General features: G+C 62.0%; 21 protein-coding genes and 1 pseudogene. 9 read left to right on the top strand and 13 right to left on the bottom strand.

From position 1 onward, the window contains the following. Positions 1–41: 41 nt before the first annotated feature. The 3 genes from Harman_RS18890 to Harman_RS18880 all read right to left on the bottom strand — a co-directional run bounded on the left by Harman_RS18890 (position 42) and on the right by Harman_RS18880 (position 4885). Positions 42–2447 (bottom strand): DUF2309 domain-containing protein, encoded by a 2406-nt coding sequence (locus Harman_RS18890; RefSeq protein WP_137685253.1) that lies wholly within the window; start codon positions 2445–2447, stop codon positions 42–44. After that, positions 2437–3933, bottom strand: a complete 1497-nt coding sequence (locus tag Harman_RS18885) for a proton-conducting transporter transmembrane domain-containing protein (protein ID WP_137685252.1) — start codon at positions 3931–3933, stop codon at positions 2437–2439. The genes Harman_RS18890 and Harman_RS18885 overlap by 11 nt, the downstream gene beginning before the upstream one ends. A 487-nt stretch (positions 3934–4420) precedes the next feature. Continuing rightward, positions 4421–4885 (bottom strand): Lrp/AsnC family transcriptional regulator, encoded by a 465-nt coding sequence (locus Harman_RS18880; protein ID WP_137685251.1) that lies wholly within the window; start codon positions 4883–4885, stop codon positions 4421–4423. Between the two features lie 260 nt (positions 4886–5145). On the opposite strand from Harman_RS18880, the gene Harman_RS18875 reads away from it, so the two are divergent. The 5 genes and pseudogenes from Harman_RS18875 to Harman_RS22170 form a co-directional block, all read left to right on the top strand. Beyond that, the gene (locus Harman_RS18875) at positions 5146–6333 is read left to right on the top strand and encodes an ABC transporter substrate-binding protein (RefSeq protein ID WP_200831001.1); all 1188 of its coding nucleotides are present in this window, start codon (positions 5146–5148) and stop codon (positions 6331–6333) included. Beyond that, entirely contained in the window at positions 6333–7565 is a 1233-nt protein-coding gene (locus Harman_RS18870) for an ABC transporter substrate-binding protein (protein WP_235007268.1), read from the top strand. The genes Harman_RS18875 and Harman_RS18870 overlap by 1 nt, the downstream gene beginning before the upstream one ends. After that, positions 7562–8752, top strand: a complete 1191-nt coding sequence (locus Harman_RS18865) for an ABC transporter substrate-binding protein (protein ID WP_137685250.1) — start codon at positions 7562–7564, stop codon at positions 8750–8752. The genes Harman_RS18870 and Harman_RS18865 overlap by 4 nt, the downstream gene beginning before the upstream one ends. Then, on the top strand, positions 8749–9954 hold the full coding sequence (locus Harman_RS18860) for an ABC transporter substrate-binding protein (RefSeq protein WP_137685249.1): 1206 nt from the start codon (positions 8749–8751) through the stop codon (positions 9952–9954). The genes Harman_RS18865 and Harman_RS18860 overlap by 4 nt, the downstream gene beginning before the upstream one ends. A 44-nt stretch (positions 9955–9998) precedes the next feature. Beyond that, positions 9999–10147, top strand: a pseudogene (locus Harman_RS22170) (MFS transporter); the annotation flags it as partial. Positions 10148–10168: 21 nt separating this feature from the next. Here Harman_RS22170 and Harman_RS18850 read toward each other — a convergent pair. Next, complete coding sequence (locus Harman_RS18850; RefSeq protein ID WP_137685248.1) at positions 10169–11044, bottom strand: fructosamine kinase family protein; 876 nt, start codon at positions 11042–11044, stop codon at positions 10169–10171. Between the two features lie 120 nt (positions 11045–11164). Further along, positions 11165–11518 (bottom strand): ArsR/SmtB family transcription factor, encoded by a 354-nt coding sequence (locus tag Harman_RS18845; protein ID WP_137685247.1) that lies wholly within the window; start codon positions 11516–11518, stop codon positions 11165–11167. 146 nt (positions 11519–11664) lie between these two features. On the opposite strand from Harman_RS18845, the gene Harman_RS18840 reads away from it, so the two are divergent. Continuing rightward, positions 11665–12168, top strand: a complete 504-nt coding sequence (locus Harman_RS18840) for a GbsR/MarR family transcriptional regulator (RefSeq protein WP_137685246.1) — start codon at positions 11665–11667, stop codon at positions 12166–12168. A gap of 28 nt (positions 12169–12196) precedes the next feature. On the opposite strand, the gene Harman_RS18835 is transcribed toward Harman_RS18840, so the two are convergent. The 7 genes from Harman_RS18835 to Harman_RS18805 all read right to left on the bottom strand — a co-directional run bounded on the left by Harman_RS18835 (position 12197) and on the right by Harman_RS18805 (position 19783). After that, positions 12197–12748, bottom strand: a complete 552-nt coding sequence (locus tag Harman_RS18835; RefSeq protein ID WP_137685245.1) for a hypothetical protein — start codon at positions 12746–12748, stop codon at positions 12197–12199. Positions 12749–12884: 136 nt separating this feature from the next. Then, the gene (locus Harman_RS18830; protein WP_137685244.1) at positions 12885–13928 is read right to left on the bottom strand and encodes an ABC transporter permease; all 1044 of its coding nucleotides are present in this window, start codon (positions 13926–13928) and stop codon (positions 12885–12887) included. Continuing rightward, on the bottom strand, positions 13928–15001 hold the full coding sequence (locus Harman_RS18825; RefSeq protein ID WP_137685243.1) for an ABC transporter permease: 1074 nt from the start codon (positions 14999–15001) through the stop codon (positions 13928–13930). Before Harman_RS18825 ends, Harman_RS18830 begins: the two co-directional genes overlap by 1 nt. 53 nt (positions 15002–15054) lie before the next feature. Next, on the bottom strand, positions 15055–16680 hold the full coding sequence (locus tag Harman_RS18820; protein ID WP_137685242.1) for an ABC transporter ATP-binding protein: 1626 nt from the start codon (positions 16678–16680) through the stop codon (positions 15055–15057). A 38-nt stretch (positions 16681–16718) separates the two neighbouring features. Further along, positions 16719–17813: a BMP family lipoprotein gene (locus Harman_RS18815; protein WP_137685296.1), complete on the bottom strand. Its 1095-nt coding sequence runs from the start codon at positions 17811–17813 to the stop codon at positions 16719–16721. A gap of 215 nt (positions 17814–18028) precedes the next feature. Next, positions 18029–18838, bottom strand: a complete 810-nt coding sequence (locus Harman_RS18810) for a hypothetical protein (protein ID WP_137685241.1) — start codon at positions 18836–18838, stop codon at positions 18029–18031. A 69-nt stretch (positions 18839–18907) separates the two neighbouring features. Then, the gene (locus Harman_RS18805; protein WP_137685240.1) at positions 18908–19783 is read right to left on the bottom strand and encodes a hypothetical protein; all 876 of its coding nucleotides are present in this window, start codon (positions 19781–19783) and stop codon (positions 18908–18910) included. Positions 19784–19931: 148 nt separating this feature from the next. Between Harman_RS18805 and Harman_RS18800 the strand changes: the two genes are divergently transcribed. The 3 genes from Harman_RS18800 to Harman_RS18790 are packed head-to-tail and all read left to right on the top strand — an operon-like array spanning position 19932 to position 22592. Further along, entirely contained in the window at positions 19932–20996 is a 1065-nt protein-coding gene (locus tag Harman_RS18800; RefSeq protein ID WP_137685239.1) for an ABC transporter substrate-binding protein, read from the top strand. A gap of 1 nt (position 20997) precedes the next feature. Continuing rightward, positions 20998–21816: an ABC transporter permease gene (locus Harman_RS18795; protein WP_137685238.1), complete on the top strand. Its 819-nt coding sequence runs from the start codon at positions 20998–21000 to the stop codon at positions 21814–21816. After that, entirely contained in the window at positions 21813–22592 is a 780-nt protein-coding gene (locus Harman_RS18790; protein WP_137685237.1) for an ABC transporter ATP-binding protein, read from the top strand. The genes Harman_RS18795 and Harman_RS18790 overlap by 4 nt, the downstream gene beginning before the upstream one ends. Positions 22593–22694: 102 nt before the next feature. On the opposite strand, the gene Harman_RS21815 is transcribed toward Harman_RS18790, so the two are convergent. Beyond that, positions 22695–22891, bottom strand: a 197-nt coding sequence (locus Harman_RS21815; protein ID WP_235007267.1) for a hypothetical protein, incomplete at its 5' end; no start/stop codon positions are given.

Below are 22891 nucleotides of genomic sequence, written 5' to 3'. Positions count from 1 at the left end.
GAATCCGAGTGCGTCTGTAAGCCCAGTAGTTCGCAGTCGGTTTAATCGTCTGCAACCGCTGGAGCCGTCGGTGACACTGTGTTGGCTTCGGCCAACTCGGACATGGGCGACCACTCCAAGTCGCGCTCGTACTGGAACGCGCTGTGGTCCTGCGTCGGGTCGACGACTGTCAGCGAGAGCCAGTTGTTGTCGAGAAGTTCTGCCAGTTCCTCGTTGGCAGCGAGCACCTCTGTGACACGTTCGACCGGCGCGTGGATGACCGTCGAGAGGCGGAGCGGCTGGTGGTACGGCTCGTCGTCGGCAGCCATGAGCGACTGCAACGGGAGGCCGGTCATCAAATCGCCGCCGTTGCCCTGGTAGACGCCGATGTTGCCGACGGGGTTGTGGGTCACTTTCGACCCGCTCCCGTAGACAGCGTTGTCGACCGTCGAGAAGTAGTACTGGGTGTTGATCCACTGGGTGACGACCATCGGACCGGTGAGTATCGCTTCGAGCGCGTCACCGTCGGGGTCGGTCGACCAGTCATACGAGTGGAGGAACGCGCGGCCGTCGAGGTCGAGGTCGCTCGTCAGTTCACGGGGGCCGACGACGAAGCCGGCGTTGCCGGCCAGCCCCCACTCCGGGCGGGTCTCGGCCCAGTCAGCAGCACGGCGCTCCGTCTCGCTGACCGCCGCGGTATCGTCGACTCCCATCGATTCTGTGCGCTCGGCAGCCGCGTTCTCGCGGGCGGTGGCGAGGTCAGCGCGCAACTGCGCAAGGTCGTCGGCGTGACTTTTGGGCACGTCGCCGTCGTACAGTTCGATGTCGTCGGTCGTCGTGTTGTGTTCGCCGGCGAGGAAGACGGTGTCCTCGGGAATCTCGAAGCCGCGGTCGCGGAGTTCGGCCCTGACGGTCTCCTCGTTACAGATCTTTGCGAGCACGCGGGCGTTCGGGCCGCCGGGGTTGCCAGCACAGGCACCGCAGTCGAGGCTCGCGTCGTAGGGGTTGTTGGCCGTCTCGCTGGCGTGTCCGGTGAAGACGACGAGGCGACTGAACTCCTCCCAGCCCATCAGATCGAATGCGATGGCGGCGTACTCGACTTTCTCCTCAGTGGTCAGTCCCACCGGCAGGTCGCCGGTGTAGGTATGCTGGTGGTGGACGAGTGGCTCACAGAACTCGTGTTCGTCGGGCACGTGGTCATCAGCCGCGGCAAACAGGTCGGACACGCGGCCGGGGACGAGTGTGCGGGCCGCGAGCGCGAGGCTGTAGCCGCTTCCGGCGGTCTCGACGAAGCCGTAGGCCGTGGCGGCGTTGGCCTCTAGCGTCTCGATGATTTCGTCGGCCGTCTCACGGATGCTCGACCAGCGGTCGTGGCTCGCCTGGGTCTCGTCGTCGGTCGGAACGTCGGTGACGTGGTGCTGGGGGTCGAGGATCGGCGGGCATGCGTCGACCGACACGTCGGCGTCGTACCCCTGGTACTCCATCGGGATGCCGAAGAAGCCGGCGTACCCGTGGGTCTCGTAGTCGCCCGTCGCCTCGATGTGGCGGCGGATGATCTCCGAGCGGGTGTCGATACAGAAGACCAACTGCGCGTCCGGGCGACCTGAACTGTCGCTGTCGGCCAGCGACTGACTCTCCGCGGCGACGTTCTCGACGAGGTCACCGCGGTAGGTCGCTTCCCAGGCACGCAGGAACGCCCCGGCGAGTTCGGCGGTCGGCTCCGGGTCGATGCTGTCTTTCGAGGGGGTGATGTCCGCGTCGACGGCATCCAGCAGTGCCAGCCGCGCCGCGAGATACCCCGATAGTGAAATCGGGTACGCCGACTGCCACTCGCCCCCGGAATCGGCACGCTGCTTGATGAGGCCCGTCCAGCCGGGGAGCGCGGCCAGTTCCGCCTCGAAAATAGATTCCCACTGGCTCTCCGGGTACGGTGCAAGCACTGCCTCGATGGTCTCGGTCGGTGACGCAGACAGGTCAGTGAGGACCCCCCTTTCGGGGATTTCGCTGTCGTGTTCGGCCACACCGCGGAAGGCGGTGTAGAATCCCGACTCGCGGTTCGGCATCGACCAGTGGGCGCTCCCTTCGTCGAGGAACGCCGACAGCCACTTCGTCAGCACCTTGTCGACGCGGTCCGTCGCAGACTCGGAATCGCCTTCCGTGGCGTCGGTCGCGTTGGCCATGTGGTCGAGCAGTACCTCGGGGTCCTCTTCGTAGTCAAGTTCGGAGAGCTCGGTGTCGAGGACCTCCGGGTCAATCTGACCACGCTTCAGCGCCGCACGGAACGTCTCGGCACTGGGGTAGCCACGGCCACCCAGCAAGTCGGCTGCCTGCGTGATCGCTTCACTGAACGGCCGATCCTCGAATCCCGCAAGTGGGTTCGCTGTCACGAACGAGTGGATCGGCCAGAGAGAGCCGACGGTGGTCGCTGCGGTGTCGATACTATCGTGGATGGCGGGTTCAGTACTCATTGTAGTCCTCCGTTGTAGTCAGTACAGTGTCGGCTGCCGGCTGACCGGCGTTCAAAAGCGCTACATAGAGGCGCTGGCTGCGCTCGTGAATCCCGGTCTCGATTCCGATGTAGATACCGGCGAAGGCGACCGCGATGGCGGCGTGGAGCAGGGTCAGCTCGGTCGGTGCCGTCACCATCGGGAGCTCCGATAGGAGCCCGGATATCGCCTCGTACACGACGGCGTAGACGGTGATCGCTGGGAAGAAAACCAGCGGAACGGCCCCGTACCGGACCGCCGTCGAAAGCGACGTGTGTTGGACCGCGTCACGAGCCGCATGGAGCGTGGTAAAGACCACGAAGAAGGTCAGCAAGAGCCCGGCGTCGACCTTTAGACCTTTTCCGGTCAGCGTTGCGAACAGCGCACCGCCGGCCAGGCCGGTCAGCAGCGTCACGACGAGACCGACGACGCTCTGCAAGCGCCCCACAGTGTGTGGTGTCTGTTCATTCGGCGCGGTGTGTTCGACCTGTCCGCCCGCGCTGAGGAACTGATAGGCTTTGTAGAAGCCATGCAGGATGAGGTGGGTGATAGCGGCCCCGAAAAATCCGAGGCCCGCCTGCATGATCATAAAGCCCATCTGGCCGACCGTCGAGCAGCCGAGTTTGCCCTTGATGTCCGTCTGGACCGACTTCAGGAGCTTCCCGCCGATGGCGCTGGCTCCACCGACGGCGACGACTGCGAGCATGAGCGTCGAGTCGACAGTGATGACCGGTGCGAAGCGGGTCAGCAGGATGCCCCCGGCGTTGACGAACCCGGCGTGCATCAGGGCCGAGGCGGGCGTCGGTGCGGTCATCGATGAGAGGAGCCAGCTATGGAACGGAATCAGGGCCGACTGGATCATTGCCGCGAGTACGAGCGCGCCAGCGGCGACCAGCCACACCGGCCCACTGAGCGTGTCGGCGGCCGCGGCGACGCCGGAAACCGTTGTCGCACCGGTTGTCCACCACAGCGCTGTCAGTCCGATGCCGAGGAGCGCGCTACTGCCGAGGAAGTACGTGCGGGCGACCGCCGCGGCGGCCTGTGCCTGGTCCCAGCCGCTGATGATACCGATGAGCTTCGCCATCAACAGCCCCATGGACAACCACAGCAGCCCGAACAGGGCGAGGTGGTCGGCCGCCACGAGCCCCATCACGACCACCGTGAAGCCGAACACGGTGATGAAAAAGGTCGTTTTGACGCGACTGCCCGCCATGTAGCGGCGAGAGTAGCTGTGAACGATACCGCTGAAGAAGGTGACGACCACCCACATCAGGACAGTCAGCCCATCGATTGCGATCACACCGGGTACATCCCACGCGAACCCTGTTCGGACTCGGACAGCAAGCACAGCGATGCTCGCGGCCAACATCGACCACACGAGCCACGTGAGTACAGCGGGCACGAGCGGTGACTCCGCCGTCGTGTCCGGGAGTGATCCAACCGACGTAGTTGAGTTGTGTCCTGACATCGTTTTCGTGTCTGACCCATCACAGCAACCCAGGACGTGGGTAACCGGTATCGGTCGTGTTCACCCATACAACGAACAGACTGATTATTAAATATTTCTATACTACCAAATCGTTCCTAAAAAAGTATATTATAGAACATTATGTTTTCTAAAGCTACATTCGGAGCGAGGGTCCTGCACGAACACCACGGCCCCGGAGATGCGTCGAATCGGCCGATACCCTGTCAAACGGGGATCTGTGGGTCCGGTGTCGAAGTCATTCGGGGCGACTCGGAGTCGGTAGCCAAGAGCGTCCTGAAACGGCTACGGTTACCGAACTGTTCGATACCGTTGTAGAAATGACCGGATCGGTATGGGGACTGTTCTGTAGCTATATCTTTGCGATACATCGCTTGGGGGAGGAACTTGAACCGATCTATCGGCTCTCCCTCGTTGGTCTGGTGTCGGCGCGACGGACGGAGTCCTCGATACAGACCTGGACAGTCGGTTAGCCGTTGTTGAAATTCCCGAAGGGCGTCGTTTCGTGGCTCCGGACGAGTACTTCGTCGGCGACCGTCAGCCCCATATCGAGCAGGGCCTGTGCGACCGGCGTGATATCGCTGTCGGATTCACCGACGGCCGTCACCAGCAGGTTCTGCTCGCCGGTGACCAGTTCTTGGACGGAGATGACGCCGTCTATCTCCAATATCTCGGGGATCAACTCGCCGCGATCCGATATCGATGCGGTGCAGTAGAGCAGCATTCGGAGCGGATAGCCCGCCTGCTGGTAGTCGACATCAGCGCTGTAGCCTTTGATGACTTCGCTGGATTCGAGGCGGTTGATGCGCTTGCGGACGGTGCTGTCCGACGTACCGGTTCGCTCCGCGATGTCTCCGGACGACATGTTACGCGCGTCCTCCTGTAGCGCGTACAGAATAGCCCTGTCAACGTCGTCGATCTCCTCGTCAGCCATACTAGTGTCTCCACAGCAAGGACACTTTACTGTTGTACGTTCCCCGAGACCGTTTTGTGGCTCCCATCAGCGCCGAGGAAGTCGACCTTCCCACTCGCTGCGGCGACGGGTCAGGTCTGGCCCTGGTAGAACAGCACGGAAATCGCAATGCTCACGGCGGCCATTAACCCGGATAGCCGGTCGAACCATCTCCGAACATCCGTTTTCAGGCGCGCCTAAAATCCGAAGCAGTTAAATAATTTTAGGTCAGCCTAATTATTATGTCTAACAATGACATGAATCAGGAGTCACCAACACGACGGGACTACATGAAATACGGCGGAGCAGTCATCGGTGGTGGACTGCTCAGCGGCTGTTCCGGTGAGGGTTCGAATACAACGCCCCCCTCGACTGCAACCGAGACGACGACTCCGGAAAACACATCCTACACGGTGACAATGGCACCGGCCGGCGATGTCGAGTTCGATTCTGTTCCCGAGACGTGGATGGCATACTATAGCACGTATGGTGATATGGGAATCGCGCTGGGCCAACTCGATAGACTGCAGGCACTTGTTTATCGAGATAGTTGGCCGGTCCAGTTCTACGATAGTCTCCCAGAGGTTGACGTGTCTTTCGACGACGTACAGCAGCTCTACGACACGCGGTTCGACAAGGAGGTGTTCTACGAGGTCGATGCGGATGTCCACCTGCTCGACCCGAACTTTGTCAGTCTGAAACACGACAGTATCTCGACCGAAGCGTTCGACGAAATCGCTACGAATGTTGGACCAATCATCGGGAATTACATTCGACGCCACGGAGAGGACTGGCACGACTATCAGTATTACTCGCTGTACGATGCCTTCGAAAAAATTGCGGATGTCTTTCAGGAGCGAGACAGATACGAGGCGATTAAAGCCGTCCACGATGACTTCATTTCCGACATCCAGTCGACCCTCCCAGCACAGGAGCACCGGCCAGAGATTGGGCTCATATCGGCGTTCTCGGACTTCGAACAGGGGGCGCTGGATGCGTATCCCATCGGACGCGGGAACGGAAAGAAGCAGTATCAAGATCTCGGGGTTATCGACGGATTCAGGTCTCACATAGATGGGAGGCACGCCCGCTGGGACTACGAACAGCTACTGGAGGCTGATCCCGATATTCTGGTCTTTCCGTATGGCTTCTCGGACCTCTCTACGGCCGAGTTCGAGGAACGGATGGACGTGTTACGCTCCCATCCCATCGGGAAGCAGCTAACTGCGGTGCAAAATGATCGACTCTACCGGGGCGGTACATCCTATCAGGGTCCAATCATTAACCTCCTCCAGACGGAGGTTGTGGCGAAGCAGTTCTATCCTGACCGGTTTGGCGCATGGAACGGGATTGAGACACTGCAAGAGAGGAGCGAGCAGCTATTCGACCACCAACGAATTGCCGATGTAATTAACGGGGTGTTTGAATAGTGACTCCAGACAAACGCCGGCAGTACGAGCTATTGGCCCGACGGGATTACATGAAGTACGGGGGAGCAGTTGTCGGGGGCAGCCTCCTCGCCGGGTGTTCAGGTGATGAATCGGCATCGCAGTCACCGGACAGCACGACACAATCCGGAACAACTCAGGAGACCGCTACTGAACAGTCGTATACGGTCACGATGAGTCCGATGGGGGAGGTAGAGTTCGATTCTGTTCCCGAGACTGCGATGGGCTTCTACCCGTGGTACGCCGATATGGCGATTGCGGTCGGACACGGAGACGCGTTACAGTCCCTGTACGCGCCGGGGATGTTCGGTTCCGGGATGAACAACTACTACCACCAACTCGACGGCGTCTCAATCGACTGGGAAAGGTTGACTGACCCTAACCCGGGGAACGGGACGGACAAGGAGATATTCTACGAGATAGACGCTGATGTCCATTTTATCGACCCCGTATTGCTGGCCGGTCAGGACGGATGGAACAGCGATGATATCGAGGATATTACACAGGATCTGGGGCCCTTCTTCGGGAACTACTACAGTACCCGCCGTGTCGATCCGCCGGAGGGCACCCGGGACGGCTACGAGTATTACACCGTCTGGGAGATGGCCGAGAAGATTGCCGCGGTGTTCCAGGAACAACAGCGCTACCAAGAGATCGCGGCCGTCCACGAGGAGTTGATGAACCGGATCAAGTCAGGACTTCCGCCCGAAGAGAACCGGCCAACGGTGGCACGGGTCTGGCATCTCGATGGAGCGTTCCAGACTTTCCGGACGAGTGAGCCGGGCATCTGGCGGGCCGACATCTGGCCACTACAACCGAAAGACGCGTTCGCTGGGCTGAACTGGGAGAACGCCATCGGTGACATGGATTACGAGGGACTTGCCGAAGCAGATCCCGACGTTCTGCTCGTGATGTCCGGAACGACATCGTATCAAAACGTCGCCGAGATACGCGAGACCATTTCGAACCATCCTGTCGGGCAGAAGCTTACTGCGGTGCAGAACGACCGCGTGTTCGCATCCGGTGCTGCCTGGCACCAGGGTCCCATCATGACGCTGTTCGGCCTGGAGATGACCGCAAAGCAGCTGTATCCCGAGCAGTTCGGCAAGTGGCCGGGCTACGTCGACGGCGAGCCGTTACCGGAGATTCCCAACGACGAACAGCTATTCGACCGACAGCGGCTTGCGGAGATCATCAACGGAGCGAACGCATGAACGACACCAACGGGACGGCGGAGAGCCTACCGACACGCAGAGACTACATCACGGGCGGCGGGGCAATCGTCGCCGGCAGTTTGCTCGCCGGGTGTTCGAGCAATTCCGCCACGGACGCCACCGCAACCGAGTCAGAGACGACAACCGGGACCCCATCGGCGACCGAGGATGAATCGTACTCCGTCACGATGGAACCGGTGGGCGAGGTTACGTTCCAGACGGGTCCCGAGCGATGGATTCCCTACAGCGGCGGCTACGCCGATATAGGCGTGGCTCTCGGGCAGGCCGACGGCCTCGCAGGTATCGGGGGTGGGGACCGCTACTACACGTCCGTCTACGACGACCTCCCCGGTGTTACCGTCGATCAGGAGACGATAGAGGCCAATCCGGAGGTCCGAACGAAAGAGGAGTTCTACGAACTCGACGGTGACGTGCACCTCTATGACCCACAGATGCTCATCAACTGGTTCGACTGGTCTCAGTCGGACGTAGCTGAAATCGCCGGGAACGTCGCCCCGTTCCTCGGGAATCTGATCTTCCGTCGCTCCGACGAGTGGCACGACTACCGGTACTACACGCTGTATCAGGCCTTCGAAAAAGTCGCGGAAGTCTTCCGAGAACGGGAGCGATACGAGGCGTTCAAACAGCTACATGACGACTACATCGCGGAGCTACAGGGTCAGCTCCCGCCGGCCGAGGAGCGCCCGAACGTCCTTCTGACCTTCGAGGGGACCGACGAACCGGAGTCGTTCTCCCCCTATCGACTCAACGACAACGGGACGAGCAAGAAGCAATGGCGCGATCTCGGCGTTACTGACGCGCTCGCCGGGACCGATATCGAGAACCTCAGTACGACCAACCGCGGCGAGTACGACTACGAGACGCTTCTGGAAGTCGATCCGGACGTTATTCTCGTTCGCGGCCACGAGCGGAAGTCAGCGGCCGAGTTCCGCGAGACCGTCCTGCAGTTCATGCGGGACCACACTGTCGGCAGCCAACTGACTGCGGTACAGAACGGACGCGTCTACCGCGGTGGCTACCTCCGGCAGGGACCGATCCACAACCTGTTTTTGACCGAACGGGCGGCCAAACAGCTCTATCCCGACATCTTCGGTGAGGTGACTGCCGACACGGAACTCTTCGACCGGCAGCGGGTCGCCGACATCGTCACGGGTGATTTCGAATGAGCGACCCGGAGACGAAGACGTTCGAGTGGCCGACGCGGAGAGAAGTCGTGAAAGGCACCGGAACACTCGTCAGTGGTGGCTTGCTCGCTGGGTGTGCGGGCGAGAGCGGTCAACAGTCCCAGACAACCGACGCTACCGAAGCTGATTCCGACACCGAGGCCAGCGCCACTGACACCGAGGCTGTGACTTCTGACGGCTCGTATTCGGTAACGATGGAACCGGTCGGGACTGTCGAGTTCGACACCGTGCCCGAGACAATCGCCCCGTTCACCGCTGATTACATCGACATGCTTGTCGCGCTCGGTCACGGCGACGCGGTGCAGTCGATCTGGTACCGCGGCCGGTACAAGACGCTGCACTACGAGGAACTCGATGGGGTGTCCATCGACCTCGACGACCTCACACAGCTCTGGAACGACGGCGTCTCGAAGGAGCCGTTCTACGAGATGGACGCCGACTTGCATCTCATTGACCCACACGCACTCATAGACTGGCTCGGCGCGTGGGACCAGTCGGACCTCACGGAAGTCCGGGAAAACGTCGCGCCGTTTTTCGGCAACCTCATCTTCCGACGGACCGACGACTGGCACGACTACCGATACTACAGCCTGTACGAAGCCTTCGAGAAGGTGGCCGAAGTGGTGCAGGAACAGGCCCGCTTCGAGGCGATCCGCTCGATCCACGACGAGATGGTCGAGACGGTCCAGTCCCGTCTCCCGGCACCGGATGAGCGACCGAACGCTGCGCTCATGTTCGCCGGCGAGGAACCGGAGGAGTTCACGCCGTATCGCATCAGCGGGAACGGGGCCAACAAGGAGCACTTCCACACCCTCGGTATCTCCGACGCGTTCTCTGACACCGGAATCGAGGGCTACTCCGGGTCCGAGTCGCTTGACTATGAGACGCTGTTGGAGATCGACCCGGACTCACTCCTGCTTCGCTATCACCGCGAAGGGAAATCCCGCGAGGAGTTCGAAAAATCCGTCCTCGCGTACATGAAAGACCACGAAGTGGGGAGCCAGCTGACGGCAGTTCAGAATGAACGGGTGTTTCGCGGCGGGCCGATCTACACCGGCCCGCTGCACAATCTCTTCATGATTGAGCGGTACGCGAAGCGGTACTTCCCAGAGGAGTTCACCGAAGCGGAACTGTTCGACCGCGATCAGCTTGCGACGATTATCACCGACGGGGTCGACGAATAACCGAGCAACCGACACTGCCCGGTACCACTCCGACGGTCCGAATTGGGGGCGGCACATCTGCGACGTTCTGGCTGTTCGGTCTCTGCAGTCTCGTCGGACTGGTGTTCGTCCATCGTTTCGTCCCCGAGACAAGGGCCGGACGCTGGAAGCAGTCGAAGACGATCTCCGGCAGAACATCTCACTCACTGACTGACACGGATACGGACGGACATCTTCACAGTCCGAGCCGGTCTAGCGCCCGGTCGAGGCGCGGACCCACATCGTCGCCGAAAAACCGGACGTTCTCCAGGGCGTGAAAGGCAGTATATACGTCGCGCCGCTCCGCGAAGTAGCTGTCCGAGATATCGCGATGCCGGCGGTACTCGTCGTAGAAGGCGTCACTGATGGATTCCGAGAGTTCCAGGTATGCCAGGTCGACTTCATCATGACCGAAGTAAATCGCGGGGTCGAGCACCGCTTGGACGGTCCCATCTGACACGATGACGTTTCCGGGGTGAATGTCGCCGTGCAGTAGCGACGGCGAGTCCGGTTCGACGAGCCGCTCGTCAAGCGTGTCCGCCAGTGTCCGTACTCGGTCGAACTCGGTTTCGGGGAGACTCCCCTCGTCCCGCGCAGCTCTCGCGAACGGCAGCAGTCGACGCTCGCGGAAGAACTCGACCCACGAATCCGTCCACGGGTTCGATTGGCTGTACGGCCCCGAGAGAGTATCGAACGGGAAGCCGAACGCGGGTGCCGAGATATCGTGGAGTGCCGCGACGTGGCGCGCCAGGTCGCGTTCGGCCCGCTCGTCGAACTGCTCGTCGCCGCGGATGAACGGCAGCACGAGTAGGTCCTGTTCGATGTGTAGCACTGCCGGAACGGGGAGTCGAGTCTCACGGTCGAGGTACTGCAACATCCCCGCTTCGATACCGAGCGGCGAGTCGTCGACTTTCACGGCTACGTCCTGTTGATCGTTGAACGAGACACGGTAAACCGACCCCACTTGCCCGCCGTCGAGCTCCGTCACATCCTGGGCATCGGCACCGAGGGCCTTCGACACTCGGTCCAGCACCGCGGCGGTCGACTGTTCCATGCCCGGATTCTCGTCCATATTCGGCGTACACCCGGGATTCGAATAGGTCTGTTTGTCTCCGCTTCGGCAGCGGAGCCGAAGTAGCCCAATCTGGCTGAAAGGACCCGCTCCAGGCGACGCTCGTCACAGCCTGTGCCATCAGATGGACTGGTCAGCGGTGTCACCGAACTCCACGACGAGGCGTTTCGTTGCGAGGGCGTACACGGTCATTTCCGTCCCTTTTTCGGAGTACCAGGTCTCAGCGGGCTCGATGAGGTCAGCCTTGCAGAGACGGTCGAGGTGATAGGACACGCTCTGGAGTGACCGGTCGACGGAGTCGGCGATATCCGATGCGGTTTGCGGTTCGTCGCTGAGCGCACCCAGTATTTCCTGGGCGGCCTCCGAGGAGAGGCTCTGAAGCACGTCAGTCGGTTCGGTTCCATCGACTACGATATCCGTCTGCTGTCGAGGCGCGTAATCGACCGGCGGGTGGTGAGGAAAGACACTTGCCATGGGTTGTGTGGAGGGTGTGACCGAGCGGTGTCGTTTGTTCGGCTCATTCCGAACAAACCAATCAAACGATTTAATACTTACGAAACGTATAGACGAAGATATGACCCAGCAGGGCACGCGGCAAACAGGGACCACATCTCGGACACATGAGTGATGATGACAGTGCGGTCGCACGCGAACGCATCATCGAATCGCTGGAGCAATCAGCCGAAGTGTACGGGCTCAGCCGAAGCGCCGGCCGCATCTACGGCGTACTGTACTTCGCCGCGGCCCCGCTCTCTATCCCTGAACTCGTCGAGGAAACGGGATACGCGAAATCAACGGTCAGCAACGTCACGCGGACGCTGTCACGTATCGGTCTCATTCATCGCCGGTCGTCGGAGGGGGGTGGCAGGCGAGTCCGGTTCGAGGCCGAACGCGAGGTCTGGTTCATCTTACAGGACGTGTTCCAGCAGTACATACAGCGAGAAATACAGACGACGCTCCGAACGGTTCGCCGAGCGGAAGAGCAGCTGCCGGCTGATGCCCGTGAGCAAGAGCGTGTTCGGAACCTCCGTGAGACGTACGAAGACCTACAAGAGATCGTCCAACTCACGTCGGAGTACTCCGCCGGGGAACTCCGTGAAGCGCTTGAGAATTACGAGCGGTAGTCTCGCCCCAGTACCATGCCGTGCTGGCCTACCAGTACACGGTGTAAACACACGTATCGGCCCCGTTACGGCGACATGTCTCGCCCGTTTCTTCGATGAAGACGAACGCGTCGACCGGAGCGTATTGCTGGGCGACACCGCGGATGAGGCCGCGGTCGAACGGGCACGGATAGGGATTCTCGCAGGTCACCTCGCCAGTCTGTTCGCCGACGGATTCGAACCGGTAGTGACCGATTTCCCCACCTCGGTGATTGCGCTGGTAGGCCTCGTCAATAGACCGGAGGCCTTCCGGGACAGTATCAAAGTCGTTCGGCCAGTCGGCGACGCGTGGTATCTGTTCGCCGAGCCGGTCGAGGACGTGCGGTTGCAGGTCCTCGGCAATCGTTTCGAACGCGTTCAGCCAGGCATGTTGGGGATACCACTCGTCGGCCGTTGGGTCGGTGATCCCCTCCGCAGCGAGAGCCGCCAGCGCCCGGTCACGGTACTCGTCTGAGAACGTCCCCATCGCCTCCTCGACTATCGTGAGGACTGTTTGCCCGTTGATTTCGACGTTCTGGTCAAACGCGTCGTAGGTTGCCATGCTACCGGAACGTTCGCACCGACGGAAATAAAACCGGCCATACACACGTCAGACGTGGTACTTTCAGGCCGTCGAGGGAGTTACTGTAGCTGTGGGACTCGACCCCACGTCCCGCACCGCCCGGTCTCTGCACCGCTTAGTCTTCACTCTCGTATGGCTCGCCCAGCGCCGACGGCATCCGCGTTGAACTCCAGACCGTAAGCACGACGACGACAGCGGCATAGGGGAACAGATTGACGAGCCGGTTCGGGAACTGAATCCCGACAGTCTGGAACTGAATCTGAAGCATATCGAGACCGCCGAAAAGCAGCGCAGCGGCGGCCGCTCCGAGGGGGTTGTAGTTCCCGAACAGATAGGCGACGATGCCGATCCAGCCGCGGCCGTTGACCATCGTCTGGCCGGTCCCCGTGAACGACCCCGCGTGAGCGAGCAACACGGCACCGGCAAGCCCGGCCATCGCGCCCGAGAAAATCACCGCTGCGTACCGGACGCGGTTGACATTGACACCCGCGGTGTCCAGCGCTTCCGGGTTCTCGCCGGCAGCCTGTAGCCAGTAGCCGTAGCGGGTCCGATACAGGAACACCCAGGCCGCGACCGCGACGAGTATCGTGAGCAACACGAGCGGCGACGTGTCGAACAGGACCGGGCCGACGACCGGTATCTCGGCGAGGCCCGGCACGGTCACGTCGGTCATACTCACCAGTCCTGGACTGTTGCGGTTCCCCCAGACGAGGACAGCCGTGAACGGGCCGAACCCAAGCCCGATGAACCAGACGGCCAGCCCCGCAACGATCTGATTGGCCTTGTACCGGATGAGCAAAACGGCAAACAGCACCGTGTAGGCGATGCTGAGCGCGACGGCGAGTCCCATCGCTACCCACAGGTCCGCCTGGGTTGGTGACTCACCGCCGATAATCCACACGAGTGCGCCGGTGTTGGCCGCCCCGAATATCATGAACCCTTCGAGGCCGATGTTGAACACGCCGCTTTTCTCGGCATAGAGGCCGCCGATAGACGCCAGCGCAATTGGCGTCGCCGCCTGGAGCGTCCGTTCGACGAAGCCGACAGTCACGATATCCGCAAGCGGCCAGCCACGCGCGAGTGCGATTGCGAGCACCAGCAGGACTGTCCCGACTGCCGCTCCGAGCCGTAGTTGCGTCCCGCGGTCACTGAGATCCATCAGTTCTCACCACCCAGCCCCGTGCGTTCGGCGGCCATGCGGAACAGTTCCGGCACGGCGACAAACAGGACGACGAGACCGATGATGCCGTCGATCAGCTGGACCGGCACGTCGCTGTTGATCCGGATGTGGCTCCCGGCCGAATCGAGTGCGCCGAAGAGAAAGCCCGCGGGCACGACACCGAGTGGGTTGTTAGCTGCGAGCAAGCTCACTGCGATGGCATCGAACCCGTACGTCCCGATACCGGCGGGGTCGCTGTAGTAGCCTTGTATCATGATGGCAAAGAGTGCGCCCGCGACGCCGGCGACCATCCCGGAGAGGGTCATCGTCGCGACGACGGTCCGCTTGGCGTTCACCCCCGAGAACGCCGCGGCGGCTACCTGATGACCGCTGGTCACCATATCGTATCCAAACCGCGTTCGTGCCAGCACCCACGCGATGCCGACCACGACTGCAAGCGTCACCGCGAGGCCGACGACCGAGAAGTCGGGCACGTCGAAGACGACTCGCGGGAGCGAGACGTACTCGGGTATTCGTGCTGTGTTGGGCGCACGGTTGCCCTCGCCGCGGAACGGCCCGTCGACGAGATAGCCGACGACGCCGGTCGCGATGAAGTTCAGCATGATGGTCGTGACGATCTCGTTGGCGTCGCCGTAGGCCTTCAAAATTCCCGGAAGTGCGCCGTATGCGCCGCCCGCGATGACGCCCGCAACGGTCCCGAGGAGCATCAGCAACACGCCGCCGGTGGCCCCCGTCGGGAGAAACGGCGCTAGCTGGAGAATGGCGACGACGGTCGCAAATCCGCCGACGACGAACTGGCCCTGGACGCCGATGTTGAACACGCCCGCCCGGAACGCGATGGCGACGGCGACCCCCGTCAGGATGAACAGCGTCGTGAACTTCAGCGTCCGTGCGAGCGCGTTCGCGTCTCCGAACGCTCCGACGACGACGTTTCCGAGGAACTGCGCCGGGTCGTAGCCCGCAAATGCGACGACCAGCAGGCCGATCAGTATCGCCAGCGTCGTTGACGCGGCCGCGATGGCGATGCGTTCACCGACTGAGGCGTTCAACATCTGGTCAGCGATCCGATCTAAAAGAGCGCGAGCCCGATTCGAGCCGGCACCGCTCACGACTCATCACCCCGGTCACTGGCCGGCCTCCCGCCGTCGCTCCAACCGTCCTTGGCAGCCGGTCGGTCCGCCGACCCGTCGAGGGCAGCCCCTGTCATCAGCAGGCCTATGTCCTCCTCGGTGACGGCCTCGGGGTCGACGATATCGACGAACTCCCCCTCGTACATGACGGCGATACGGTCCGAGAGCGTCTGAATCTCTTCTAGCTTCGAGGAGACGAACGCCACCGCGAGACCGGCGTCTCGCAGTTCCAGCAGGCGGTCGTGGATGAACTCTATCGACCCGATATCCACGCCCCGCGTGGGGTGGGAGGCGACCATCACCGTCGGCTCGTGTTCTATCTCTCTGCCGACGACGAACTTCTGCTGGTTGCCGCCCGACAGCGACGCTGCCTCCGTCGTCGCATCCGGCGGTTGTACGTCGTACTCCTCGACGATGCCCTCGGCGTGGTCCCGGACGGCGGCCCAGTCAATGACGCCCCGTTCGACGTACGGTTCAGTCGTCTGGAAGCCCAAAAGTGAGTTCCGTATCAGGTCGTAGTCCATCACGATGCCCTCCTCCTGACGATCCTCCGGGATGTAGGCGATTCCCTTCTCGATGCGGTCCCGGCGACTCGTCCCAGTGATGTCCTCGTCGTCGAATCTGACGGTACCCGACTCGACCGGTCGAAGCCCGGTCAGCGCCTCGACCAGTTCTGTCTGGCCGTTGCCCTGGACGCCCGCAATCCCCAGTATCTCGCCCTCGCGGACGGCAAAGTCGACGCCGCGGACTTGTTTGAGCCCCCGGTCGCCGCTGACATGCAGGTCCGTGACTTCGAGGACGGAGTCGCCGATGGCGGTCTCGCGTGGCTTCCGGTCGAAATCTATCTCGCGGCCGACCATCAGCCGGGCTAGTTCCTGTTCGGTGGCGTTGGCGGCGTCGACGGTCCCGGCGACCTCGCCATCGCGCAACACGGTAATGTCGTCGGCGGCAGTCAGCGCCTCGTCGAGCTTGTGCGTGATGAAGATGAGCGAGTGGCCCGAGGCCGTCAGTTCAGCCATCACGTCGAACAGCCCCTCGACTTCCTGGGGCGTGAGGACGGCCGTGGGCTCGTCCAGAACCAGGATCTCAGCGCCCCGATAAAGGCTCTTGACGATTTCGACGCGCTGCTGAACGCCCACGTCGAGGTCCCGGACGGGCACGTCGAGATACTCGTCGATGTCGAACCCGTAACGCTCGGTTATCGCTTCGACATCCGCGCGGGCACTTTCGATGTCGACCAGCCCGCGCTCGGTCGGTTCGTGGCCGAGGACGATGTTCTGGAGGACGGTCATCGGCTCCACCAACTGGAAATGCTGGTGTATCATGCCGATGCCGGCGTCCATGGCGTCCCGGGGCGAGTCGAACGCCTGGCGGTCCCCGCGGACGAAGATGTCGCCGTCGTCCTGATCGTACAGGCCGTAGAGGACGCTCATCAGCGTCGTCTTGCCCGACCCGTTCTCCCCGAGCAGCGCGTGGACAGATCCCTTTTCGAGCGTGAGGTCGACGCCGTCGTTGGCAACGACATCGCCGAACCGCTTGGTTATCCCGCGCAGTCGGACATCCGGCACCGTCTGGTCGTCGTCCTGCTCACTCTCTGCCATGGTGATAATGAGTTGCCATCGGATGGGAGAAGGGGTGATTAGTTACAGCCGGCGGCGGTACAGGGCACCTCGATATCGCCGTCGATGATAGCCTGCTTGGCCTCTGAGATGTTCTGGTCGACGGCGTCCGGCAGTTGGTCTTGGAAGGCCTGCCCGATGACACAGTCGACGGCCTCGTCTTCGAGGCCCAGCGTGTTCGCGCCCGAGACTTCCGACCAGTTGTCCTCGGCGACGCCGATGGCCACCTCGCGGGTCCCCTCGTTGATATACTTGACCGCCGAGCCGAGAATCACGTCCTGGAAGTCCGGGAGCGTCTGTGACTGGTCGGCGTCGACGCCGATAGCGAAGCGGCCGTTCTCCTGTGCGGCCTCGAACACGCCCCGGCCAGCAGCGGCCGCGGCGTGATAGACGATGTCCGCACCGTCGTTGTACTGCGAACTGGCGATGTCGGCCGCGGTGTCGGTGTCGGTGTAGTTGCCGATGTACCCGACGTTTACGTCGACGTTTTCGTTGACCCACTCCGCGCCGGCGACGTAGGACCGCTCGAACGCGTTGATGAGCGACCCGTCGACGCCGCCGACGAACCCGACCTGAGCGCTGTCCGGCGTCGTCGAACTGTCGTCGTGGGACAGTTCCTCCGTGGTCATCGTCCCTGCGAGCACGCCCGCAAGGTAGGACATCTGGTGGTTCGCCCAGGTGTACCCCGCCACGTTCGGCTCGTCGACGTGGTCATTGATGAGCATCCAGTACTGGTCGTCGTACTCCGGCGCGTTCTGGGACAGCGCCTCCGTGTGGTTGTACGACACCAGCACGATGAGGTCGTAGTCGCCGCTCTGTGCGAGTTCGGCCTGGACGGACTGGTACTGGGACTGCTCGGTCTCTTCGACCTGATTAATGGAGATATCGTACTCCTCGGCGGCTGTCTGGAGCCCCTCCAGCGCGAGGTCGTTGAACGCGTTGTCGTCGAACCCCGCCGGGCTCGATACGATTGCGATGTTCGTCGTTTCGCTGCCGCCGCCGTCGCTATCGCCGCCATCGCTACTGTCAGTATCCCCGCCGTCGCCTCCGCCACCGTCACCGCTACAGCCCGCTAGCATCGTACTACCGACGATGGCAGACCCCGACGCGAGCAACGTCCGCCGGTCTATGGTCCGTGTCTCGCTGCGTGACTCCGCGGACCCGTCGTGGTTTCCAGATCTATTTGACATAATTGAATATAATATTCATCTATATCTGGTAAAAAGATTTCGCAGACAGCAGTCGCTACTGAATATATGACCTGTGCCAGTTCCATCTAGACTGATACGATCCAATCCTGGAGCCAAGACCCGTTCACCAGTCTGTCGTGTTACGATTCGGTTCCCGTGTCGGGGACCCAGGCGGGCTCCTGTACTGTCGTCTCGCCGGGATCGAACTCGAAGGCGAGGTCGTACGACCGCGGGGCGTCGCTCGTCAGTCTGACCATGGCGAACTCCGCGTACGTTCCCGCGGGAATCGTCTGGTCCCACGTGACTGTCGCCGAGCGAACGGCGGTCGTGTTCGAGGCCGTCCGCACTTCGCCCGTAGCCGCCGTTACCCGATACGGCTCTGCACCCTCGTACCACCCGTCTTTCGGTTCATAGACGACCGTTCCGGATTGTTCGGATGCTGTGCGTTCGTAGCCGGTAACGTACAAACTCCTGACGACCACCGATGCCGTGCCGGCGACATCGTCCGCGATATCCTCAGCGCCCCCCTTGACGATGAACGTGACGGTCCCCTCACTCCGGTTCTCTCGAAGGAGTTCGTGGTCGGTGTCGCTCTGGATCTGCTGTCGACGGTGGGCGATACGACCGTCATCTTCGACGACAATCCGACTGTACACCGGGCTGTCCGCCGACGCCTGGTACTGTTCGGTGCGCACGTCACCTTCGTCCACGAACTGGTAGCGCCCACCGTCAGCGGCCACAGCGCCCTCGAATCCGAACGCTGTCTCTCCGTCCACTACGATCGCTCCCGTCGTCCGGTATTCGTCGGACTCCGGCACTGTAAACCGGCTGTCCGACGGGTTTGCCGAGTGCGGGCTCGCGGTGGTGAACGGGTACACTGCGGCGACAATGAGCGTGAGACAACACAGCGCTAGCACGCCGTTTAGTACCCTCGCAGTACGACGGTCCATACCCCAGTACCGATACTAATCAGGAAAAGTTGTTCGGAAACCGCGATGGAATCACCGTTCGCAAATGGATTACCGCAAGCGGGTGTATAGCAACCAGACGATCACGGCCCCACCGGTGATGACGACGAAACCAATACCGAGGTTGAACAGGACAAACTCCAGGGGCAGCAGGTCGGCGTTTCGGGAAGCGAACAGCCCGAGAACCAGCGCCAAGCCGACCAGCAGGATGGTTGGGAGCCACACCTGCCGGCGGGTGTAGCTGACTGCGCCCACGACAGCGAGACACAGTCCGAGGAAGCCGCCGAAAAACAGCAGCTGAAACAGGAGTGCGACGCCCAAGCCGCCCCTGCTGAAGACATTGAGTCGATAGTACTCGCCCTGGTACTGGATCAGGTAGATGCCGTTGTTGAGTGAGGGTGCATCGGCACCGCTCTCGAACTCCGGCGGCGACTCACCGGAGATAGAAACCTCGTTGTCCGGGGCTTCAAGCGTCCGCTCGACCACGTCCTGGGCTTCCGGTGACAGGGAGCCGAAGTCGTGTACGGCGGGTCCGTTTCCGAACGTGAGCCGTTCACACTCCCTGTCGCTGGTCACCGTACCCCCATCGCCGCGCTCGGTACTGTCGACATCGATGCAGTAGTATCTCCCCTCGTATGCGACGATAGTCGGGCCGTACTTCGCGGGAAACGCCGTCGCCGCATCGAGGCCGTCGCCGGATACCGCCACTTCACCAGAGGCGTTGTGTGCTGTCCGGACTAACTCTTGTCCGCCCGCCGAGAGTTCTCCGTACCGGTAGATCTCGCGGTCCGGGTCGGAAATCGAGTACGTGTACTGCGTCCGAGAGAGGTCGTACATCTGGACGCCGGCGAACAACACGCTACCGAGACCGGCCAGCACCAGCAACAGGGCGGGTATTTGATCGCGGGCGGGACGGGAAGGGACCATAGATGACGGTTCCGTAGCCGGTTGTAAGTGCTTTGTCGCGGGTGAGCGAAGCCGTGGGTACTGAAACCCGCCCGGTGTCCCCATCGTGGCCCGGTACTGAACCATATTCGGAGCTAGATTTATTTGGGAGGCCATCCGACTCCCGATGATGGATTTAGGCCAGCCTAAAGAAACGGGGAACCGAGCTGCAACCACAAGACGGCGCTTCCTGGCTCTCACGGGCGGGGCAGCATTGAGCGGCGTCTCGGGCTGTACGTCAGTGTTCGGTGGCTCCTCGCTCGAAACGCTCTCGGTCGCGTACAAGCCAATCTTTCCGTTCCTGCAGTACCTCGTGATGAACGAGCGCGGGTACCTGGACGACATCGGCCCGGACGTAGAATCGACGAACTTCGCAAACCAGGGGCTGAACATTGTTTCCGCGTACTCAGACGGCGACGTAGATATCGCCTTCATTGGAATCACACCGGCGATCCGGATGAAACACCAGGGACTTCCCGGGAAGGTCACGGCCGCCAACCAGACGGGCGGCTTCGTCGTACTCACGACGGAGCCGTTCGCGGACCTGTGGAACGACCGCGGCGCCGAGGCGTTCGAGGCGTTCCGCGAGCAGGAGGGCCGGCCGTTCAAATTCAGCACGTTCCCGAAGGGAAGCGTTGCGAACGTGCTGTTGCGACACTGGCTGGAGGAAGAACTCGGCGTGGGGACCGACCCCGTCGAAATCGAGAACCTGGCCGGGGCGGGGCCGGTCAGGCGCGCGCTGCTGTCCGGAAACGCCGACGGGACACTCATTATGGAGCCGATTCCGACCGCCCTCGAAGCGGAGGACGCCCCGTTCAGCCGCCTCACTACGTCGGGATCGTTCATGGACGGGGCACCCGGTGGCATCATGTTCATGCACGACCGACTCTGGGACGAGAACCCGGCTGTTGCCCGGAGTGTCCTCGAACAGCACGTGCGTGCGACCGAACTCATTACCGAACGTCCGGAAGACGCGGCTGCGGCCGTGAGCGCGGCGCTCGGGGACCGACTGTCGACTGACGTGGCAACGCGGGCCGTCCAGTCAGACGCATCGAACTACGTTTCCGATCCGAGGGCCATTCGCAACGGAACGGCGGTGTGTATCCAGCGGATGCGGGAGCTGGGGCAGTTATCGGATCCAGTCGAACCCGATACTGTCCTCGAACCCTCGCTGTATCAGGACGTATCTGAATAGGATGGCTACCGAGCTCGACCCCGCTTCGATCTTCGCGGAGTTTGCCGAGAGAGCCTGGGGGAATCCGGTCACTCGACGGGCGGACCTCGCTCGGTTCGTACGGGGCGCGCTCGGAACGAGCGCGTTCCTCGCACTCTGGTGGCTCGCCGCGAGTACGCGCCCCGCGTATCTCCTCCCCGGCCCCATCGAAGTCGGAACGGCGCTCTGGACAGCACTCGCCAGCGGCGCACTGTTCGTCCATCTCGGCCAGAGCCTCGCCCACTACGTCCCGGGGGTAGCCGCGGGCGTCTCAGCGGGGGCCGTCCTCGGCGTGTCGATGGGCTGGAGCCGCCGACTGGATGACACTCTCACGCCGGTAACACGGGTACTGCGGCCGATTCCACCGCTGGCCTGGATCGTCTTCGCGATCCTCTGGTTCGGCCTCGGCCACCTCGGTGCGGCGTTCATCGTGTTCATCGGGGCGTTCTGGATCACGTTTTACAACGCATACAGCGGCGTCGAGAACGCCGCACGGGAGCTGATGGAGGTGGCGGAGACGCTCGGCGTGGACAGCGACCGACGGCTGGTCCGGCGGGTCGTCCTCCCGGACGCGCTCCCCGAACTCCTGACCGGACTGAGAACGAGCGTCGGACAGTGCTGGATGATGGTCATCGCGGCGGAGCTGTTTGGCGCACCGGGAGTCGGATACGAGATCATCACCAGCGCGAACAACCTGGCGATGGAGCGCAGCGTCGCCTACATGCTGGCGATCAGCGCCGTGTTCCTCGTCAGCGACTGGGGCGTCCGCCGCCTCGAAACCTATCTCTTGGCGTGGCAATGACGGAAGAACTGACCACATCGACACCGGAAATCGTCGTCGAGAACGTCAGCAAACGCTACAAAACGGCAGCCGGTGAAACAACGCCCGCACTGGCGGACGTGTCTCTCCGCGTTGAGTCCGGGGAGTTCGTTACCGTCATCGGGCCGTCGGGCTGTGGCAAGACGACCCTCGTCCGGCTTATCGGCGGCCTCGAAACCCCGACAAGCGGTCGACTGCGCACGAACGGGACCCCGATAACCGGTCCCGGCCCGGACCGGGCGATGGTCTTTCAGGAGTACCACCTGTTCCCGTGGCTGACGGTGCGCGAGAACGTCGAGTTCGGACTCGTCGAGCAGGACATCGACGAGTCCGAGCGAGCCGACCGCGTGGCGGAGATGCTCGACCTCGTCGGGCTCTCCGACCGCGCCGACGCCTACCCATCTGAACTATCAGGTGGAATGAAACAGCGTGTCGGGCTCGCTCGGGCGCTGGCCGTCGATCCTGCGGTCCTCCTGATGGACGAACCGTTCGGGAGCGTTGACGCCCAGACCCGCCGCCACCTCCGAGGTGAACTCCTCGACATCTGGGCGGAGACGGGCAAGACCGTCCTGTTTGTCACCCACGATATCGAGGAAGCGGTCGCGCTGAGCGACCGGGTACTGGTGCTGAACGGCTCGCCCGGTTGGGTCCGGGACCGTATCAGGATCGACCTCGACAGACCGCGCGACAGGACCGACGACGCGTTCATCGAGCAAACTGAGCGGCTGCTGGAACGCATCGACGCGAACGAACGCTAACCGCCTGTATCGTTTCAATTGTTACTATAGGTGAAGGTGTCATACAACGGTTCTCATGCCCGGTCTTCGGACCTTCGAGATGGTCAGTAGAGGTGAGTCAGTTTACGTTCGACGGTGGAGCGACACACTCCAAAGCAGGGCGAGAATCCCTGCAAGAAAATAGGCAAAGGGGGGCGGAGTATAAGTAATAGTGTTCGTCCACTGCGCCATGCCGTACACAAAAAACAGGAGACTGATACCGAGCAGTAGTGCTGTCTCTGCTCGGCTTATTCTGTTCTTAGAAACACTATTTGCCATCA

The sequence above is a fragment of the Haloarcula mannanilytica genome, assembly GCF_005406125.1.
Taxonomy (GTDB): Archaea; Halobacteriota; Halobacteria; order Halobacteriales; family Haloarculaceae; genus Haloarcula; species Haloarcula mannanilytica.
Note: the sequence above shows the minus strand (reverse complement) of the source record. Positions and strands in the feature narration are given on the sequence as shown.

Excerpts from the sequence above, each read along its gene's own strand:
- Harman_RS18800 (WP_137685239.1), top strand. The coding sequence starts at position 19,932 with ATGGATTTAGGCCAGCCTAAAGAAACGGGGAACCGAGCTGCAACCACA.
- Harman_RS18810 (WP_137685241.1), bottom strand. The coding sequence starts at position 18,838 with ATGGACCGTCGTACTGCGAGGGTACTAAACGGCGTGCTAGCGCTGTGT.
- Harman_RS18845 (WP_137685247.1), bottom strand. The coding sequence starts at position 11,518 with ATGGCAAGTGTCTTTCCTCACCACCCGCCGGTCGATTACGCGCCTCGA.
- Harman_RS18840 (WP_137685246.1), top strand. The coding sequence starts at position 11,665 with ATGAGTGATGATGACAGTGCGGTCGCACGCGAACGCATCATCGAATCG.
- Harman_RS18860 (WP_137685249.1), top strand. The coding sequence starts at position 8,749 with ATGAGCGACCCGGAGACGAAGACGTTCGAGTGGCCGACGCGGAGAGAA.
- Harman_RS18835 (WP_137685245.1), bottom strand. The coding sequence starts at position 12,748 with ATGGCAACCTACGACGCGTTTGACCAGAACGTCGAAATCAACGGGCAA.
- Harman_RS18890 (WP_137685253.1), bottom strand. The coding sequence starts at position 2,447 with ATGAGTACTGAACCCGCCATCCACGATAGTATCGACACCGCAGCGACC.
- Harman_RS18805 (WP_137685240.1), bottom strand. The coding sequence starts at position 19,783 with ATGGTCCCTTCCCGTCCCGCCCGCGATCAAATACCCGCCCTGTTGCTG.
- Harman_RS18875 (WP_200831001.1), top strand. The coding sequence starts at position 5,146 with ATGTCTAACAATGACATGAATCAGGAGTCACCAACACGACGGGACTAC.
- Harman_RS18825 (WP_137685243.1), bottom strand. The coding sequence starts at position 15,001 with ATGTTGAACGCCTCAGTCGGTGAACGCATCGCCATCGCGGCCGCGTCA.
- Harman_RS18850 (WP_137685248.1), bottom strand. The coding sequence starts at position 11,044 with ATGGACGAGAATCCGGGCATGGAACAGTCGACCGCCGCGGTGCTGGAC.
- Harman_RS18790 (WP_137685237.1), top strand. The coding sequence starts at position 21,813 with ATGACGGAAGAACTGACCACATCGACACCGGAAATCGTCGTCGAGAAC.
- Harman_RS18880 (WP_137685251.1), bottom strand. The coding sequence starts at position 4,885 with ATGGCTGACGAGGAGATCGACGACGTTGACAGGGCTATTCTGTACGCG.
- Harman_RS18820 (WP_137685242.1), bottom strand. The coding sequence starts at position 16,680 with ATGGCAGAGAGTGAGCAGGACGACGACCAGACGGTGCCGGATGTCCGA.
- Harman_RS18795 (WP_137685238.1), top strand. The coding sequence starts at position 20,998 with ATGGCTACCGAGCTCGACCCCGCTTCGATCTTCGCGGAGTTTGCCGAG.
- Harman_RS18885 (WP_137685252.1), bottom strand. The coding sequence starts at position 3,933 with ATGTCAGGACACAACTCAACTACGTCGGTTGGATCACTCCCGGACACG.
- Harman_RS18830 (WP_137685244.1), bottom strand. The coding sequence starts at position 13,928 with ATGGATCTCAGTGACCGCGGGACGCAACTACGGCTCGGAGCGGCAGTC.
- Harman_RS18865 (WP_137685250.1), top strand. The coding sequence starts at position 7,562 with ATGAACGACACCAACGGGACGGCGGAGAGCCTACCGACACGCAGAGAC.